At 44.1% G+C, this 17,249-nt stretch carries 16 protein-coding genes and 2 pseudogenes; 11 read left to right on the top strand and 7 right to left on the bottom strand.

Going from position 1 to position 17,249, the window contains the following annotated elements:
* Positions 1-45: 45 nt before the first annotated feature.
* From fabF to QEO93_RS09485, 3 genes are all read right to left on the bottom strand, one after another.
* Positions 46-1,293 (bottom strand): beta-ketoacyl-ACP synthase II, encoded by a 1,248-nt coding sequence (gene fabF / locus QEO93_RS09495; RefSeq protein WP_032136267.1) that lies wholly within the window; start codon positions 1,291-1,293, stop codon positions 46-48.
* A 93-nt stretch (positions 1,294-1,386) separates the two neighbouring features.
* Positions 1,387-1,620, bottom strand: coding sequence for an acyl carrier protein (acpP, locus tag QEO93_RS09490; RefSeq protein ID WP_032136266.1), 234 nt, complete (start codon positions 1,618-1,620; stop codon positions 1,387-1,389).
* Between the two features lie 154 nt (positions 1,621-1,774).
* The gene (locus tag QEO93_RS09485; RefSeq protein ID WP_032136265.1) at positions 1,775-2,047 is read right to left on the bottom strand and encodes an oxidative damage protection protein; all 273 of its coding nucleotides are present in this window, start codon (positions 2,045-2,047) and stop codon (positions 1,775-1,777) included.
* 144 nt (positions 2,048-2,191) lie between these two features.
* Between QEO93_RS09485 and cysS the strand changes: the two genes are divergently transcribed.
* From cysS to QEO93_RS09465, 5 genes and pseudogenes are all read left to right on the top strand, one after another.
* Positions 2,192-3,601 carry a cysteine--tRNA ligase gene (gene cysS, locus QEO93_RS09480; protein ID WP_032136264.1) on the top strand — a complete coding sequence of 470 codons (1,410 nt, stop codon included), beginning with the start codon at positions 2,192-2,194 and terminating at the stop codon, positions 3,599-3,601.
* Positions 3,602-3,721: 120 nt separating this feature from the next.
* Positions 3,722-3,793: pseudogene (locus tag QEO93_RS11745) on the top strand (transposase-like zinc-binding domain-containing protein); the annotation flags it as partial.
* Positions 3,794-3,946: 153 nt separating this feature from the next.
* Positions 3,947-4,612, top strand: a pseudogene (locus QEO93_RS09475) (IS256 family transposase, variant Zn-binding type); the annotation flags it as partial.
* Positions 4,613-4,853: 241 nt separating this feature from the next.
* The gene (locus QEO93_RS09470) at positions 4,854-5,117 is read left to right on the top strand and encodes a transposase (RefSeq protein WP_003789867.1); all 264 of its coding nucleotides are present in this window, start codon (positions 4,854-4,856) and stop codon (positions 5,115-5,117) included.
* A complete protein-coding gene (locus tag QEO93_RS09465) occupies positions 5,096-5,617 on the top strand; it encodes an IS5 family transposase (protein WP_143445758.1) in 522 nt (173 codons plus the stop codon). Before QEO93_RS09470 ends, QEO93_RS09465 begins: the two co-directional genes overlap by 22 nt.
* An 85-nt stretch (positions 5,618-5,702) precedes the next feature.
* Here QEO93_RS09465 and dnaE read toward each other — a convergent pair whose 3' ends face one another.
* From dnaE to QEO93_RS09450, 3 genes are all read right to left on the bottom strand, one after another.
* Positions 5,703-9,161, bottom strand: a complete 3,459-nt coding sequence (dnaE, locus tag QEO93_RS09460; RefSeq protein WP_032136232.1) for a DNA polymerase III subunit alpha — start codon at positions 9,159-9,161, stop codon at positions 5,703-5,705.
* Entirely contained in the window at positions 9,062-9,331 is a 270-nt protein-coding gene (locus tag QEO93_RS09455) for a hypothetical protein (RefSeq protein ID WP_081906772.1), read from the bottom strand. Before QEO93_RS09455 ends, dnaE begins: the two co-directional genes overlap by 100 nt.
* A gap of 355 nt (positions 9,332-9,686) precedes the next feature.
* A complete protein-coding gene (locus QEO93_RS09450) occupies positions 9,687-11,285 on the bottom strand; it encodes a peptide chain release factor 3 (RefSeq protein WP_032136766.1) in 1,599 nt (532 codons plus the stop codon).
* A 219-nt stretch (positions 11,286-11,504) separates the two neighbouring features.
* Between QEO93_RS09450 and QEO93_RS09445 the strand changes: the two genes are divergently transcribed.
* The 5 genes from QEO93_RS09445 to QEO93_RS09430 are packed head-to-tail and all read left to right on the top strand — an operon-like array spanning position 11,505 to position 13,378.
* Positions 11,505-12,116, top strand: a complete 612-nt coding sequence (locus tag QEO93_RS09445) for a DNA/RNA non-specific endonuclease (protein WP_245190622.1) — start codon at positions 11,505-11,507, stop codon at positions 12,114-12,116.
* A complete protein-coding gene (locus QEO93_RS09440) occupies positions 12,106-12,558 on the top strand; it encodes a hypothetical protein (RefSeq protein ID WP_032136637.1) in 453 nt (150 codons plus the stop codon). Before QEO93_RS09445 ends, QEO93_RS09440 begins: the two co-directional genes overlap by 11 nt.
* A gap of 56 nt (positions 12,559-12,614) precedes the next feature.
* Positions 12,615-12,704 carry a transposase gene (locus QEO93_RS11740; protein ID WP_425337432.1) on the top strand — a complete coding sequence of 30 codons (90 nt, stop codon included), beginning with the start codon at positions 12,615-12,617 and terminating at the stop codon, positions 12,702-12,704.
* A 15-nt stretch (positions 12,705-12,719) separates the two neighbouring features.
* Complete coding sequence (locus QEO93_RS09435; protein ID WP_080657843.1) at positions 12,720-12,878, top strand: transposase; 159 nt, start codon at positions 12,720-12,722, stop codon at positions 12,876-12,878.
* Positions 12,857-13,378, top strand: coding sequence for an IS5 family transposase (locus tag QEO93_RS09430; protein ID WP_348651513.1), 522 nt, complete (start codon positions 12,857-12,859; stop codon positions 13,376-13,378). The genes QEO93_RS09435 and QEO93_RS09430 overlap by 22 nt, the downstream gene beginning before the upstream one ends.
* Positions 13,379-13,456: 78 nt before the next feature.
* Here the strand turns inward: QEO93_RS09430 and QEO93_RS09425 are convergent, their stop codons facing one another.
* A complete protein-coding gene (locus tag QEO93_RS09425) occupies positions 13,457-16,285 on the bottom strand; it encodes a valine--tRNA ligase (protein ID WP_032136236.1) in 2,829 nt (942 codons plus the stop codon).
* A gap of 222 nt (positions 16,286-16,507) precedes the next feature.
* Between QEO93_RS09425 and QEO93_RS09420 the strand changes: the two genes are divergently transcribed.
* On the top strand, positions 16,508-17,212 hold the full coding sequence (locus QEO93_RS09420) for an IS1 family transposase (protein ID WP_284627560.1): 705 nt from the start codon (positions 16,508-16,510) through the stop codon (positions 17,210-17,212).
* Positions 17,213-17,249 lie beyond the last annotated feature (37 nt).

The raw sequence follows: 17,249 nt of genomic DNA, 5'->3' as shown, positions 1-17,249 counted from the left end.
ATGGATAAAATGCAGCCTGAAAAGTTTTCAGGCTGCGTTTGCAGTTTAGTTTTCAAATCGTTTGAAAACCAAAGTCCCGTTTGTGCCACCAAAACCAAAGGAATTGGAAACCACAGCACGAATATCCATTTTGCGAGCAGTGTTCGCGCAATAATCTAAATCGCAACCTGCTTCAAAATCTTGATTCACCAAGTTAATGGTTGGTGGCGCGATTTGGTCGCGGATTGCCAACACGCTGTAAACGGCTTCTACGCCGCCAGCACCGCCGAGCAAATGCCCTGTCATGGATTTGGTTGAACTCACAACCACTTTTTTCGCGTGTTCACCCAAAACAGCTTTGGTTGCGTTGGTTTCATTCGCGTCGCCCAAAGGGGTAGAAGTACCGTGTGCGTTGATGTAATCAATGTTTTCAGGCTGCATTTGTGCGTCTTGAATCCCGCGAGACAATGCCAGTGCAGGGCCTTCTGCATCTGGCGCGGTGATGTGATACGCGTCTGAACTTGCGCCAAAACCAACGATTTCAGCGTAAATTTTCGCACCGCGTTTTTTCGCGTGTTCCAATTCTTCCAACACCAAAACGCCTGCGCCTTCGCCCATAATAAAACCGTCACGCTCTTTATCCCATGGACGAGAAGCGGCTTCTGGGTCATCGTTGCGTGTAGAAAGGGCTTTCATCGCAGCAAAACCGCCAATGCCTAATTTACAAATGGCACTTTCTGCGCCACCTGCAATCATCACATCGACTTCGCCATATTGGATTTTGCGCATGGAATCGCCAATCGCGTGCGTGCCTGAGGCGCAAGCAGAAACGATGCCGTAGTTGTGTCCGCGATAGCCTTTCAAAATGGTGATGTGTCCTGAAATCAGGTTAATCAGGCTGCCTGGAATGAAAAATGGGTTGATTTTGCGCACGCCGCCTTCATGCACGGCGTTAGCAGTGGCTTCAATCAATGGCAAGCCGCCGATGCCTGAACCGATATTCACGCCCACGCGGTCTTTGTTCAAATCTTCAAATTCGTCCAATTTTGCGTCTGCAATCGCTTGCAATGCACCTGCTACACCGTAATGGATAAACGTGTCCATGCGGCGCGCTTCTTTAGCGGGAATGTATTGGGTAATATCAAAATCTTTCACTTCGCCCGCAATTTGGCAAGCGACATCTGATGCGTCAAAACGGGCAATTTTGCTAATGCCGCTTTTGCCTGCCAACAGATTTTGCCACGCGCTTTCTACGTCGTTGCCCACTGGGGAAATTTGCCCCAAACCTGTGATGACTACTCGTCTTTTGTTCATGATAATCTCTTAAAGTTTATAGGCTGCCTGAAAAAACAGCCTCTGATTTTCAGCGTGAGCCGTAAATCAGAGGCTGTTTCCGCCGCAAGCAAATTATGCTTGTTTAGCGTTTACATAATCAATCGCTGCTTGAACGGTAGTAATTTTTTCAGCGTCTTCGTCTGGAATTTCGCAACTAAATGCTTCTTCCAAAGCCATAACCAATTCAACTGTGTCCAAAGAGTCTGCGCCCAAATCATCTTGGAAAGATGATTCGTTTTTCACTTCCTCAATCGAAACACCTAATTGTTCGGCAACGATGCTTTTTACTTGTTGTTCAATAGACATATTTTTAATCCTTAAAAAGAAAGCCTTTCGGCAAATAAATAAAAAAGAACTGATGATTTATTCAGTTATAGAGTGTTATCTCTAAAATTTAATGATAGATTGTAAACGGTTTTTCATTGCTTTGGCTACTGGCTACAAAGAAAAATCATGCAAATTATTCTTGCGGCACATAACCTTGAACTTTATCAGTCGCGCCGTCACCAAAGAAATAGTTTTCCATTTGTTGCGCCAAATAAGCACGCGCTTGTGGGTCTGCAAGGCTTAGGCGGTTTTCGTTAATCAGCATGGTTTGGTGGCGTGTCCATGAATTCCACGCTTCTTGTGATACGTTTTCAAAAATGCGTTTACCCAATTCATTTGGCAACGGTGGGAATTTCATGCCTTCTGCTTCTTTACCCAGTTTTACACATTGCACCATACGAGTCATGATGATTTCCTTTGATAACAAAAAATAAAAACGCGCATATCTTATCAAAGTTTACGCAGCCTGAAAATGTATGCGATACATTTTGCAGCTTGACTTTTTTGCTATAATCTTTTGATTACTTGTTTACTCAACGAAAGCACAGCCATGTTACAAATTTATAACACCCTAACGCGCCAAAAAGAAAAATTTGAACCGCTAGACCCGAAAAACGTCCGAATGTACGTTTGCGGCATGACGGTTTATGACTACTGCCACTTGGGACACGCGCGTGTGTTGGTGGTGTTTGACATGATTGCGCGTTGGTTACGCCAACACGGTTATCCGCTCACTTACGTCCGCAATATTACCGATATTGACGACAAAATCATCAAACGCGCCAATGAACGCGGCATCACGATTCAGGAATTGACCGAAGAATTTATCACGGCGATGAATGAAGACAGCGACAAATTAGGCGTGTTGCGCCCCGATGTTGAGCCGAAAGCAACCGAGCATATTCCGCAAATGATTCAAATGATTGAAGATTTAATTGCCAATGGCAAAGCCTATCCAGCCGCTAACGGCGATGTGTATTACGCGGTGCGCGAGTTTGCGGCATACGGTCAATTATCGGGCAAATCATTGGACGATTTACGCGCAGGCGAGCGTGTGGACGTAGACACAAACAAGCGCGACCCGTTGGATTTTGTATTATGGAAAGCAGCGAAACCTGAAGAACCGCATTGGAACAGCCCGTGGGGGAAAGGTCGCCCAGGTTGGCACATTGAATGTTCAGCAATGGGCGGCGAATTGTTTGGGCAGACGTTTGATATTCACGGCGGCGGCGCGGATTTGCAATTCCCACATCACGAAAATGAAATCGCGCAAAGCTGCGGCGCACACAATTCAAGCTGCAATCACAATCATGGCGACAAAATCATTCAAAGCCATGTTAAATATTGGTTGCATAACGGTTTTATTCGCGTGGACAATGAAAAAATGTCTAAATCGTTGGGCAATTTTTTCACAATCCGCGATGTGTTGAAAAAATATCAACCTGAAGTAGTGCGTTTTTTCATTTTACGCGCCCACTATCGCAGTCCATTGAATTATTCTGACGCGCATTTGGACGATGCGAAAAATTCGTTGGCGCGTTTGTACAATACTTTGAATAATGTTGCGCCTGCTGCGTTTGAATTGACAGAAAATGCCAATGAATACACGCGCAAATTTTTCGCGGCGATGAATGATGATTTCGGTACGGCGGAAGCGATGTCTGTTCTGTTTGAATTGGCAAACGAAGCGAATAAGCACAACAGCGCGGAATTTTCAGGCTGCCTGAAAGCGTTAGGCGGTGTGTTGGGCTTGTTGCAGGAAGAGCCGCAAGCGTTTTTGCAAGGTGGTGCGAGCGATGATGGTTTGTCGGCTGATGAAATTAACGAGTTGATTGCACAACGTAAAACGGCGCGTGAAACGAAAAATTGGACGGAATCTGACCGCATTCGTGATGTGTTGGCGGCGCATAAAATTATTGTGAAAGACGGCGCGGACAGCACGACTTGGACGCGCGGTTAATCCGTTTTAGAATATAAAAAGCGAGTTAAAGGACAAAATGGTCGGTTAAAATCGCTGAAAGCCTTATGCTTAAAGGCTTTCAGATAGGTCAAATGCTTTGAACACAAAAAATGCCCTTTTTGCCACTCAAATTCCGTTCAAAAATACGGAACGCGTAACCACAAACAACGCTATTTTTGCACCCAATGTAAGAAGCGTTTTAACGGTGGAATACGCTTAAATAACGATGAACTTTGGCAACAATATCACGATGAACATCGCACCATTGAGCAACTGGCTCAACAGTACCCATGCAGCACCAAAACCATTCAACGCCACTTAAAATGAGCAACGAAACAAAATCACTTTTCGCACCCGAAAAAGGTTAATGTGATTTTGGATACGACTTATTTTGGGCATACTTTTGGTGCGTTGGTTTTAATGGATAGTGTGAGTAAACAAGTTTTATCCGTTGATATTGTCGCTTATGAAACCAATCAACTTTATTATCAAGCAGTAAAAAAGTTAAAAGATAATAACATGATTATTCAAAGCATTATTTGCGATGGGCGTAAGGGATTGCCGCAATTATTTGCAGATATTCCTGTGCAACTGTGCCAGTTTCATCAAGTTCAAACGGTTATTCGATACCTGATCCATAAACCTAAATCGCTCTCTGCTGAGCAACTCAGGGCATTAACCTTAACGCTTATCAAAAGCAGTTTTAGCAGCTTTCAGGCTGCATTGAATAGCTGGTATAGGCAACATAAACAATATGTCAATGAACGTACCATTAACGCTGAAACAGGTAAAACACACTACACCCACAAACGATTAAGAAGTGTTTATTTAAGCCTAAAACGCAACTTGCCCTTGCTGTTCACATTTGAGCAATATACTGAGTTATCCATTCCCAATACAACGAATTTATTGGAAAGTCGTTTTGCTGGTTTAAAAAGTGCTTTGAACCACCATCTTGGCTTAAATTTAGAGAATAAAACTATGTTTATTAAAGATTATTTTTCTAATTAGGCAGGTTAGGTGTGGTAAAAACCAACCATTTTGTCTTTTAAGTGGTTGGTCTCTCTAAAAAACCAACCATTTTGTCCTTTAATCCGAAATCAATGAAATAGAAACCCCACATTCGTAGGTCGGATACTTGTATCCGACATTTCTCAATTTCGCGCAAAATTGAATATTGGCAAATTGTCGGATTCAAGAATCCGACCTACGAGGTTAGAACCTGTATTCACAAAAATGATAAAATATCTTTATGACTAGAAAATCCTACCCAACAGACTTAACAGATGCCCAATGGCAAGCGATTGAGCCACATTTTAACCAGCTACGCCACTACAAATGGGATAAACGTCAATTAGTGAATGCCGTTTTGTACATCACCAAAACAGGTTGCCAATGGCGTATGCTGCCCAATGATTTTCCACCTTATTCAACCGTATGGAGTTTCTATCGCAGAGCCAATCAATCAGGCTTATGGGATAGAATTCTTTTGGCATTGGTTCAAAAAAACGTTTAATCCATCAAAAACAAGCAATGCCAACTTATGCCATTCTTGATTCACAAAGTGTCAAAACAGCTTCTAGCGCACATGATAAAGGTTTTGATGGAGGTAAAAAAATCAAAGGTCGTAAGCGACATATAGCTGTTGATACGTTGGGTAATCTATTGTCTGTTGTGGTTCATGCAGCCAATATTCATGACACAAAAGCAGGTATTTTTGTAGCAAAAAAAGCGTTTGAGACCTATCCGAGTTTAAAAGGTTTCTGTGCGGACGCAGGTTATCGGAATACATTTGAGCGTGAAGTATCAGAGCAATTGGGTTTAACTGTTGAGATTTCAAAGAGAATTCAAGATATTTCTTGGCATATTCTGCCCAAACGTTGGATTGTAGAACGAACGTTTGCATGGTTAGGTTGGTCTCGACGTTTAGCAAAAGATTTTGAGCAGACGAATTTATCTGCTGAAAATTTTGTTAAACTAGGGTATATTTCACAAATATTAAAATTTATCAAATAGTTGTTTGTGAATACAGGTTCTTAGGCATTTTTATTTCATTCAACGATATTTGCAGCCTGAAAACTCACTTTCAGGCTGCATTTTGCTATTCCACAACCACCCCACGTTCCCCCAGCAAATCCGTCAGATTTTTCAAAAAATCCTCCGTCAGCAACACACGCCAACTTGCCGCAGGCATCAACTCACCATACGCCAATCTGTTTTCATAACAAAAACGCGGCGTAACCCGATTGCCCACTTCATCGCCCAGTTGCCCACGCAGCAAATTTGCCAACACCGCCACATCAGTTTCAGGCTGCAAAAACAATTTCAGGCTGCTTGCATATTGCGTACGCGCTTGATTGAGCGTGTAAATATTGTTCACATTCACACGCACACCGCCTTCGGGATTGAAACTGTCTTCACGCACACGGCATTCGCAAATCAGCACTTGGTCGGCTTTCAGCACTTCTTTATCTCGCTTCTCTGCCGCCAAGCGTTCCAGCAATTCGCCGCGCACCAACACTTCCTGCTTGCCCTTGCCGTCTTCCAGCATAATCGCCAGCATCTTGCCGTTCTTCGTCATAATCGAGCGCACCGAAGTGGCAAAACCCGCCACGCGCACCGTGTTTTCTTGCGGACGCAGCGCGTTCAGCGACACCGAAGCAATTTTGCGCACTTCTTTTTCATACGGCGAAAACGGATGTCCGCTCAAATAAAAGCCAATCACGGTTTTTTCTTCCGTTAACTGCTGCGCTTCGCCCCACGGTTTTTCAGGCTGCATTTGAATGTCGTCAATCGCGTCATCAAACATATCAAACAAACCGCCCTGATTGGCGTTGCTCGCTTTTTGGTCGGCGTTTTGCAAAGCTAAATCCACGTTTGCCAACAACATTGCGCGGTTCGGCTCAATGCTGTCAAACGCGCCGCCGCGAATCAACGCTTCTAACACGCGGCGGTTGGCGTGTTGCTTGCCGACACGTTCACAAAAATCAAACAAATTCTTGAATTTTCCACCTTTTTCACGCGCTTCCACAATCGCATTGACCGCCGCTTCGCCTGTGCCTTTAATCGCGCCCAAGGCGTAACGGATTTGCTTATTCGCATTCGGCATAAAGCGGTAAAACGATTCGTTCACATCAGGCGGCAAAAAGCTGATGCCGTTCAATTTCGTTTGCGCGTCATCGTAAAACACTTTGAGCTGGTCGGTGTTGTCCAACTCGCTGGACATGGTCGCCGCCATAAATTCGGCTGGGTAATGCGCTTTGAGCCACGCGGTTTGATACGACACATAGGCATACGCTGCCGCGTGTGATTTGTTGAAACCGTAGCCTGCAAATTTTTCCATGTAGTCAAAAATTTCATCGGCTTTTTCGCGGCTAATGCCTTGCTTTTCCGCGCCTTCCGCGAAAATATCGCGGTGTTTTACCATTTCTTCAACTTTTTTCTTACCCATCGCACGGCGCAACAAATCCGCACCGCCGAGTGAATAACCACCAATCACTTGCGCCGCCTGCATCACTTGTTCTTGATACACCATAATGCCGTAAGTCGGTTGCAAAACAGGTTCAAGCAAAGGGTGCATATATTCAAATTTCGCGCCTTTCATACGCGCGATAAAGTCGGGAATCAAATCCATTGGGCCGGGACGATACAGCGACACAAACGCGATGATTTCTTCCAAATTGGTCGTATTCGCTTGCGACAGCATTTTTTTCATGCCGCTCGACTCAAACTGGAACACGGCAGTCGTATTCGCATCGCGGAAAATTTTGTAGGCTTGTTGATCGTCCAGCGGAATGTGCGCGACATCAATGATTTGCCCTGTGGTTTGCTTGATGAAATTTTGCGCCATTTCAATAATGGTCAAATTTCGCAAACCCAAAAAGTCGAATTTCACCAGCCCGATGTCTTCCACGTCGCCCTTGTCGTACATGGACACAGGCGATGAATTTTCGTCCGCCTGATACACGCCGCAGAAATCGGAAATTTTACCAGGTGCAATCAACACGCCGCCTGCGTGCATACCCAAATTGCGCGTTAAATCTTCCAATTTTTGCGCCAAATTCATCAAATCCCACGCTTCTTCCGCGTCCAAAATTTCGCGGATTTCGGGTTCAACTTCTAGCGCGTCTTTTAAATGCAGCGGCTTGTTCGCTTCCAGCGGAATCAGTTTCGACAATCTATCGCACAAACCAAACGGCAGTTGCAACACGCGCCCCACGTCCCGAATCACGGCTTTTGACGACAGCGTACCAAACGTAACAATTTGGCTCACGGCTTCTTTGCCGTATTTGTCGCGGACGTATTCAATCACGCGCCCACGGTTGGCTTGGCAAAAATCCACGTCAAAGTCGGGCATGGACACGCGCTCTGGATTCAGGAAGCGTTCAAACAGCAGCGCGTATTTCAATGGGTCAAGGTCGGTAATTTTCAGCGAATACGCGACTAACGAACCTGCACCCGAACCGCGCCCTGGACCGACTGGGCAGCCGTTATTTTTTGCCCAGTTGATGAAATCTTGCACGATTAGGAAATACCCCGGAAATTGCATTTTGATGATGATGTCTAATTCAAAATCCAAACGCGCTTGGTATTCGGGCATTTTTTCAGCGCGGATTTGCTCGTCTGGATAGAGAATTGCCATGCGTTCACGCAAACCTTCATTGGCTAAATAGCGCAAATAGTCATTCAAATCCATGCCTTCGGGCGTGGGAAAAACGGGCAGGAAATTTTTACCGAGTGTGAGCGTGAGATTGCAGCGTTTGGCAATTTCCAACGTGTTTTCCAAGGCTTCGGGAATGTCGGCGAAACGCTCTGCCATTTCATCGGGCGTGGCGAAGGATTGGCTGTGGTAAAAATCGTGCGGACGTTTGGGGTCGGCAAGCACCCAGCCGCCTGCAATGCAGACACGCGCGTCGTGTGCGGCGAAGTCTTCCGAACGCAAAAATTGTGTGGGGTGTGTGGCAACAACGGGCAAATCTTGCTCGGCGGCGATTTGTAGGCAGCCTGAAACGCTGGTTTCCCATTCAGGTTTTTCAGGCAGCCTTTGTAATTCTAAATAAAAGGCGTTGGGAAACCATGCGGCGTATTTTTGGGCTGCGGCGCGGGCGGCGGTTTCGTTGCCGTTGAGCAGGTTTTGTCCGATTTCGCCCATTTGTGCGCCTGATAAGCACAGCAAGCCGTCGTTGTTACCGTTGGCAATCCAGTCTTCGCGCAGTTGGGGGAGTTTTAGGTCTCGGTCTTCGTGTTCGTGCGCGTTGGTGAGGAGTTCATTTAGGCGCACATAGCCTTGTTCATTGCGGACAAGCAACAGGGCGCGGTATGGGTTTTCAGGCTGCTCTTTGTTTTCTATGCGGACATCTGTGCCGATAATGGGTTTCACGCCTGCGCTGCGACAGGCTTTGTAGAATTTGATTAAGCCAAATTCGTTCATCAAATCAGTTAAGCCTAGCGCGGGAATGTTCAGGCTGGCGGCGTGTTTGACGAGGTCTTTAACGCGGATAATGCCGTCTGTGATGGAAAATTCGGAATGGGCGCGAAGGGGGATATAGCGGAAAGACATGGTTTTTTCAGGCTGCTTTTTGGGATTGAATAAATGGGTGGGATTTTATCATGTGGGATATAATTGGTTTCATAAGCGACAATATCAACGGATAAAACTTGTTTACTCACACTATCCATTAAAACCAACGCACCAAAAGTATGCCCAAAATAAGTCGTATCCAAAATCACATTAACCTTTTTCGGGTGCGAAAAGTGATTTTGTTTCGTTGCTCATTTTAAGTGGCGTTGAATGGTTTTGGTGCTGCATGGGTACTGTTGAGCCAGTTGCTCAATGGTGCGATGTTCATCGTGATATTGTTGCCAAAGTTCATCGTTATTTAAGCGTATTCCACCGTTAAAACGCTTCTTACATTGGGTGCAAAAATAGCGTTGTTTGTGGTTACGCGTTCCGTATTTTTGAACGGAATTTGAGTGGCAAAAAGGGCATTTTTTGTGTTCAAAGCATTTGACCTATCTGAAAGCCTTTAAGCATAAGGCTTTCAGCGCTTTTTACCAACCATTTTGTCCTTTAACCCAAAAATTATTACCCATTCAAATTCACAGAATGCTCACGCGTTTCATGGAACACAATTTCTGGCCAACGTTCCTGCGTCAAATTCAAATTCACACGATTGGGCGCGAGATACGCCAAATTGCCGCCAGCATCAATCGCCAAATTCGCCACATTCGCCTTTTCAAATTCCGCCAATTTCTTCTTGTCATCGCACGAAACCCAGCGCGCCGACCACACCGACACATTGTCAAACACCGCTTCCACGCCATATTCCGCCGCCAAACGCGCCGTTACGACTTCAAATTGCAACACGCCCACCGCGCCCAAAATCAAATCTGCGCCCGAATGCGGTTTAAACACCTGCACCGCGCCTTCTTCACCAAGCTGCTGCAAGCCTTTTTGCAACTGTTTCATTTTCAACGGATTTTTAATTCGCACGCTGCGGAACAATTCAGGCGCGAAAAACGGAATGCCCATAAACGCCAACTGTTCGCCTTCCGAAAAACTATCGCCAATCTGAATGTTACCGTGATTTGGAATGCCGATAATATCGCCAGCATACGCTTCTTCTACTAACTCGCGGTCATGCGACATAAATGTCACCACGCTGCTCGCGCTGATGTCGCGGTTAATGCGTAAGTGCTTGATTTTCATGCCGCGCTCAAATTTACCTGAACACACGCGCAAAAACGCAATGCGGTCGCGATGTTTTGGGTCCATATTTGCCTGAATTTTAAAGATAAAACCAGAAAATTTAGGTTCATCAGGCTGAACTTCGCGCACGGTTGCATCACGTGGCTTGGGTGCAGGTGCCCAATCAATCAATGAATTGAGAATTTCTTGCACACCAAAATTGTTAATTGCTGAACCGAAAAACACAGGCGTGAGTTCGCCAGCCAAAAATTCTTCCAAGTTAAATTCATTTGACGCTGCCTGAACCAATTCAATTTCATCGCGTAACTGTTGGATTTCCAACGGAAAACGCGCTGCCAATTCAGGATTATCAATCCCTTTGATGATGTCAAATTCGTGTGGCAATTTCTCGCCGCCTGCTTCAAACAAATAAATTTCATCGTTCAAAATGTGGTACACGCCTTTGAAATTTTTGCCCATGCCGATGGGCCAAGTAACTGGCGCACAACGGATTTGCAACACATTTTCCACTTCGTCCAACAATTCCAAACTGTCGCGCACTTCGCGGTCGTATTTGTTCATAAAAGTAACAATCGGCGTATTTCGCATACGGCAAACGTTCAACAATTTAATCGTTTGCGCTTCCACGCCTTTTGCCGCGTCAATCACCATCAACGCGCTGTCCACCGCCGTCAATACGCGGTAAGTGTCTTCTGAAAAGTCTTGGTGTCCGGGCGTGTCCAACAAATTGACAACGTGGTCTAAATATTCAAATTGCATCACGGAAGACGCTACGGAAATGCCGCGTTGTTGCTCGATTTCCATCCAGTCGGATGTGGCGAATTTGCCTGTTTTTTTGCCTTTTACCGTGCCTGCGCTTTGGATTGCGCCTGAAAATAACAGCAGTTTTTCGGTTAATGTGGTTTTACCTGCGTCGGGGTGGGAAATAATGGCAAACGTGCGGCGTTTGCGGAATTGTTCTAGGATTTCGGACATGGTTGTTCTTTCAAAATAAAAAAGTTTTTCAGGCAGCCTGAAAATGAGTGTTTCAGGCTGCCTGAGTAATTCATAACAGCGCGTATTATAAATGTTTTTATAAAACAAAGGCAGCCTGAAAATCTATCTCGTCCAATAGAAAGCCGCGCACATAACAGCCATAACACAACAGATAGCAAAGGCAGTACTTCTTCTAAAGGAAGTGATAGTGCTGATTCTTTGCAATCCAAAGGTGAATCAGCAAGTAAACGTGTTGATGAAGTGGTTGGAACGGCAACTGGGGAAGTTGCTCAAGGAAGTTCGGTGCATGAGCAAACTGTCAATAAACATGGCGACAGGTTTAATATAGTATTAACGCATTCTTCAGATAATATTATCAGAGATGGGTCTCATTTAGATTCGAAAGGAAAACTAAAACCTAACGTAACATATCAGGCTGGAGAATTTGAATATTTATATCAAACCGACCATCTTGGTCGCTTGAAGACATGGGATGCACAAGAGTTTCAATTAACTGAACAAGCTAAAAGGCTTTATCACAATCCCAATACCCCTGGAAAACTCAAAGGTGATCATTCTGGGCACTTAGCAGGAGATAGATTTGGCGGTTCTCCAAAATTGGATAATTTAGTGTCTCAACTTCAGGGCGTGAATTTGAGTGATTATAAGATTCTTGAAAACGAATGGGCAGGCGCGCTAATGAAAAATAAAAGGGTAACAGTAAATGTTGATGTTATATATAAAGGAAATAATTTAAGACCAGATTCATTTAAAGTTAGATATACGATTGACGGAAACTTTTTTATCAAGGAAATTGAAAATGTTAAATAATTCTATATTTGAAAAACAGTTAAACCAAATACAGATTGATCTGATTGAGTTAGCACTTGAATATGCAAAATACACTGTTGATACTGTGTATATTTATGGTTCAAATGATCATAATAGTTTGTTTTTTAATGAATTTTTTAAGGAAGATAGCGTTATTACTGAGAAGCATAAATTAAAGGTTTTCGGTAGTAATTTCGCTCCAGTTGAATTACAAATGAAATTTCTTGATTTGGGTATGGAGAACTTTAAAGATCTGCGTAAATTATTTGAAATTTATCAGGGTAAAACTTTAACACAATTAAAATTAGTATATGATGTAGTTAATAAAAAGGCGCATGCTAACTATTCTTACGATTCATTTTTATCTGATAAAATAATAGCCGATCATATTTTTAATCAATGGATTGAAAATGAAAGAAATATAAATAAAATAGATACATAATTTAAATGGGATTTAAATTTTAGAACCTGTATTCACAAAAATGATAAAATATCCTTATGACTAGAAAATCCTACCCAACAGACTTAACAGATGCCCAATGGCAAGCGATTGAGCCATATTTTAACCAGCTACGCCACTACAAATAGGATAAACGTCAATTAGTGAATGCCGTTTTGTACATCACCAAAACAGGTTGCCAATGGCGTATGCTGCCCAATGATTTTCCACCTTATTCAACCGTATGGAGTTTCTATCGCAGAGCCAATCAATCAGGCTTATGGGATAGAATTCTTTTGGCATTGGTTCAAAAAAACGTTTAATCCATCAAAAACAAGCAATGCCAACTTATGCCATTCTTGATTCACAAAGTGTCAAAACAGCTTCTAGCGCACATGATAAAGGTTTTGATGGAGGTAAAAAAATCAAAGGTCGTAAGCGACATATAGCTGTTGATACGTTGGGTAATCTATTGTCTGTTGTGGTTCATGCAGCCAATATTCATGACACAAAAGCAGGTATTTTTGTAGCAAAAAAAGCGTTTGAGACCTATCCGAGTTTAAAAGGTTTCTGTGCGGACGCAGGTTATCGGAATACATTTGAGCGTGAAGTATCAGAGCAATTGGGTTTAACTGTTGAGATTTCAAAGAGAATTCAAGATATTTCTTGGCATATTCTGCCCAAACGTTGGATTGTAGAACGAACGTTTGCATGGTTAGGTTGGTCTCAACGTTTAGCAAAAGATTTTGAGCAGACGAATTTATCTGCTGAAAATTTTGTTAAACTAGGGTATATTTCACAAATATTAAAATTTATCAAATAGTTGTTTGTGAATACGGGTTCTTAGTTTTCAGGCTGCCTGAAAATGAATTTCCCCACTTTCAGGCAGCCTGTTTTCAAATTACGCCAACTTCGCTAAAGCCGCTTTCACTTTCGCCATTTTGTCTTCCAGCTCAGCCAATTCCGCTTTATCTTTCTCAACCAAATGGGCAGGAGCTTTGTCCACATAACCTGCTTTAGACAATTTCGCGTTCAATTTGTCCAATGCTTTTTGCAATTTCTCCGCTTCCTTGTTCAGGCGAGCGGTTTCGGCGGCTTTGTCCACTTCCACTTTCAGCATCAATCTTGCACCGTTACACACCGCCACAGGAGCGTCTTCACTTTCAGGCAGCGTGTCCACTTGGGTCGCTTCGGTCAAACGTGCCAACATCGGCAAGTAATTCAAATACGCCGCTAAATCGTCCGCGCTTTCAATAAACAACGGAGCTTTCACGCTCGGTTGAATACCCATTTCGCCACGCAAATTACGAACCGCGCCAATCAATTCTTGCAACGCTGCCATTTTGTCCAAGGCTGCCTGAACGATTTGCGACTCATCAGCCACAGGGAACGCCGCAATCATAATGCTGTCTCCCGTTTTCACGTTCGCCATTGGGGCGATGACTTGCCACAATTCTTCCGTGATAAACGGCATAATTGGGTGCAACAATCGCAAGCTGGCTTCCAACACCTGCAACAACACGCGGCGTGTGCTGCGAGCTTGGATTTCATCACCCGATTGCAGCTGCACTTTCGCCAATTCCAAATACCAGTCGCAATAGTCGTTCCAAACAAAGCTGTATAATAATTCCGCCGCCAAATCAAAACGATAGGTTTCATAAGCCTGCGCAACCGCCGCAATCGTTTGTTGCAGACGCGAAATAATCCATTCATCAACAAAACTGAATTTCACATCGCCCGACAAACCGCAATCTTTCTCTTCCGTGTTCATCAACACGAAATTGGTCGCGTTCCAAATTTTATTGCAGAAATTGCGATAGCCTTCCGCACGTTTAAAATCAAAATTCACGCCACGACCCAAGCTCGCATAACTCGCCATCGTGAAACGCAACGCGTCCGCACCCATTGACGGAATGCCTTCTGGGAACAGTTTTTTAGTCGCTTCTTTCACGGCTGGGGCGGTTTCAGGGCGGCGTAAACCAGTCGTGCGTTTAACCAATAAATTTTCCAAATCAATTCCGTCAATCAAATCAACAGGGTCAATCACATTACCCTCTGATTTAGACATTTTTTTGCCTTCGTGATCGCGCACAATGCCGTGAATATACACGTCGCGGAACGGCACTTTGCCAACAATATGGGTCGTCATCATAATCATACGCGCCACCCAAAAGAAAATAATCTCGTAGCCAGTTACCAACGCGCTAGATGGAATAAACGCTTTCATCGCTTCCGTGTCAGGTTCGCCGTCTTTCCAGCCCAGCGTAGAGAACGGCACAAGCGCAGACGAGAACCAAGTATCCAACACATCTTCATCGCGTGTGATTTGCAGGCTGCCTGCTTGTTTTTGCGCTTCTTCTTCGGTTAATGCAACGTAAATTTTGCCGTTTTCATCGTACCACGCAGGGATTTGATGCCCCCACCACAACTGGCGCGAAATACACCAATCTTGGATATTGTTCATCCATTGGTTATAAGTGTTAATCCAATTTTCAGGAACGAAACGCACTTGACCGCTTTCAGTCGCGTGTTTCGCTTTTTGCACCAAACTCATGCCTTTAAATTCGCTGTCAGGTTCGCCGCCGTTTGCGGTTGCCGACATCGCCACAAACCATTGATTCGTCAGCATCGGTTCAATAACCGAGCCTGTGCGGTCGCCTTTTGGAGTCATCAATTTGTGCGGTTCAATTTTGACTAAATAGCCTTGTTCTTGTAAATCCGACACGATTTGTTTACGCGCCGCGAAACGGTCTAAACCTGCGTATTTTTCAGGCAGCCTGCACGTTTCGTGGGCTTGGCTGCGGTAATCAAATACTTCCGCTTCCGCCAAAATTTTCGCTTCCAAACTCAACACGTTAATCAATAAAGTGTCGTGGCGTTTGCCGACTTCGTAGTCGTTGAAATCGTGGGCAGGGGTAATTTTTACGCAGCCTGAACCGAAATCCTTTTCCACATATTCATCGGCAATCACAGGAATCGTGCGACCTGTCAAAGGCAAAATTAAATTCTTGCCAATTAAATGTGTATAGCGTTCATCTTCGGGGTGTACTGCCACCGCCACGTCGCCGAGCAACGTTTCAGGGCGCGTGGTTGCCACGATAACGGCTTCATTCGGATTGTCCGCCAATGGGTAACGGATATGCCACATTGAGCCGTCCGTTTCAACGTTTTCCACTTCCAAATCGGAAACGGCTGTACCCAACACAGGGTCCCAGTTTACCAAGCGTTTGCCGCGATAAATCAAGCCTTGATTGTATAATTTAACAAACACTTGGGTAACGATTTCGGCGCGTGTGTCGTCCATTGTGAAATATTCGCGAGACCAATCGGCAGAGCAGCCCACGCGACGCATTTGTTGCGTGATTGTGCCGCCTGATTTTTCTTTCCATTGCCACACTTTTTCTAAAAAGGCTTCGCGCCCTAAATCGTGGCGGCTAATATTTTGTTCGGCTAATTGGCGTTCTACCACGATTTGCGTGGCGATGCCTGCGTGGTCAGTCCCTGGAATCCAGCAAGTGTTAAAGCCTTTCATGCGGTAGTAACGCGCCAAACCGTCCATAATGGTTTGGTTGAATGCGTGTCCCATGTGCAATGTGCCTGTTACGTTTGGCGGTGGGAGCTGAATGGAAAAGCTGTCTTTTTTCGCAAAATCGGCGGCAAAATAGCCGTTTTGTTCCCAATTTTGGTAATGTTTGGTTTCAATTTCGGAGGGGTTGTATTTGTTTAACATGGTTCAGGCTGCCTGAAAGTTGAATTGACTAAAAGATGTGGGATTATAGCAAAAATGAGGGATTGCGGTTTTTCAGGCTGCCTGAAATTTTAAATCAATGTAGATGTTGCATTTTCAACTTTAAAATCTTGATAAATAGTTAAAAAATCGGTGGTGTCCTGAAAAGTGTGCTGTAAAAAATAAGCAATAAAAAAGCAGCGAAAACAGAGTATATTTGAGTGTGTGAAAACAGAAATAACTCTAATTTGTCCTCGCTGCCAAGGACAAAATATAAAGAAAAATGGCTACTCTGGCAATCGTAAACAAAAGTATTTTTGTAAAGATTGCTGCCGTAATTTTATTGGCGACCATAACCTTACCTATAAGGGTTGTCATTCCAAAGCTGATGAACAGGTTTGGAGAATGACCGTTAGAGGTTGTGGCATTCGCGATATTGCAGCAATTACGGGTTACAGCAAAGACAAAGTTCAGGCTGCCTTAAAACGCCATGAGTTTGAGCCATTTCCTAAACAAAAACATTACTCTACACTTGAAATAGACGAGTTTTGGACATTTGTCGGTAACAAGTCTAATAAAGTATGGCTAGTCTATGCCTATCACAGAGAAAGTGACGAAATTGTCGCTTACGTTTGGGGTAAGCGCGATTTAGCAACAGCGCGAGCACTCAAACGGCGTTTGAAAGAGTTGCGTGTAACCTATGACAGAATTGCGACCGACGACTGGGCTGCATTTTTAAATGTCTTTTCAAATGAAGAATGGCATCTAGTTGGTAAGCAACACACAGTTGGCATTGAGGGTAATAACTGTCGTTTACGGCACAAAGTAAGGCGAGCGTTTAGAAAAACGTGTTGCTTTTCTAAAAGTATGTTTTATCACAAGAAAGTTTTTGATTTGGCTTTCTTTGATATTCATTTTGGCATTGTTTAGTTTTACAGCACACTTTTCAGGACACCACCCAAATTCT

This window comes from Kingella negevensis, assembly GCF_030177895.1.
GTDB classification, from domain to species: Bacteria; Pseudomonadota; Gammaproteobacteria; order Burkholderiales; family Neisseriaceae; genus Kingella_C; species Kingella_C negevensis.
This window is presented reverse-complemented; position numbering and strand designations above follow the sequence as displayed.

Bases quoted from the DNA above. Each gene is read 5' to 3' on its own strand.
- acpP (WP_032136266.1), bottom strand. From the start codon at position 1,620: ATGTCTATTGAACAACAAGTAAAAAGCATCGTTGCCGAACAATTAGGT.
- fabF (WP_032136267.1), bottom strand. From the start codon at position 1,293: ATGAACAAAAGACGAGTAGTCATCACAGGTTTGGGGCAAATTTCCCCA.
- QEO93_RS09450 (WP_032136766.1), bottom strand. From the start codon at position 11,285: ATGTCCGAAATCCTAGAACAATTCCGCAAACGCCGCACGTTTGCCATT.
- QEO93_RS09440 (WP_032136637.1), top strand. From the start codon at position 12,106: ATGTTAAATAATTCTATATTTGAAAAACAGTTAAACCAAATACAGATT.
- QEO93_RS09470 (WP_003789867.1), top strand. From the start codon at position 4,854: ATGACTAGAAAATCCTACCCAACAGACTTAACAGATGCCCAATGGCAA.
- QEO93_RS09425 (WP_032136236.1), bottom strand. From the start codon at position 16,285: ATGTTAAACAAATACAACCCCTCCGAAATTGAAACCAAACATTACCAA.
- dnaE (WP_032136232.1), bottom strand. From the start codon at position 9,161: ATGTCTTTCCGCTATATCCCCCTTCGCGCCCATTCCGAATTTTCCATC.
- QEO93_RS11740 (WP_425337432.1), top strand. From the start codon at position 12,615: ATGACTAGAAAATCCTACCCAACAGACTTAACAGATGCCCAATGGCAA.
- cysS (WP_032136264.1), top strand. From the start codon at position 2,192: ATGTTACAAATTTATAACACCCTAACGCGCCAAAAAGAAAAATTTGAA.
- QEO93_RS09485 (WP_032136265.1), bottom strand. From the start codon at position 2,047: ATGACTCGTATGGTGCAATGTGTAAAACTGGGTAAAGAAGCAGAAGGC.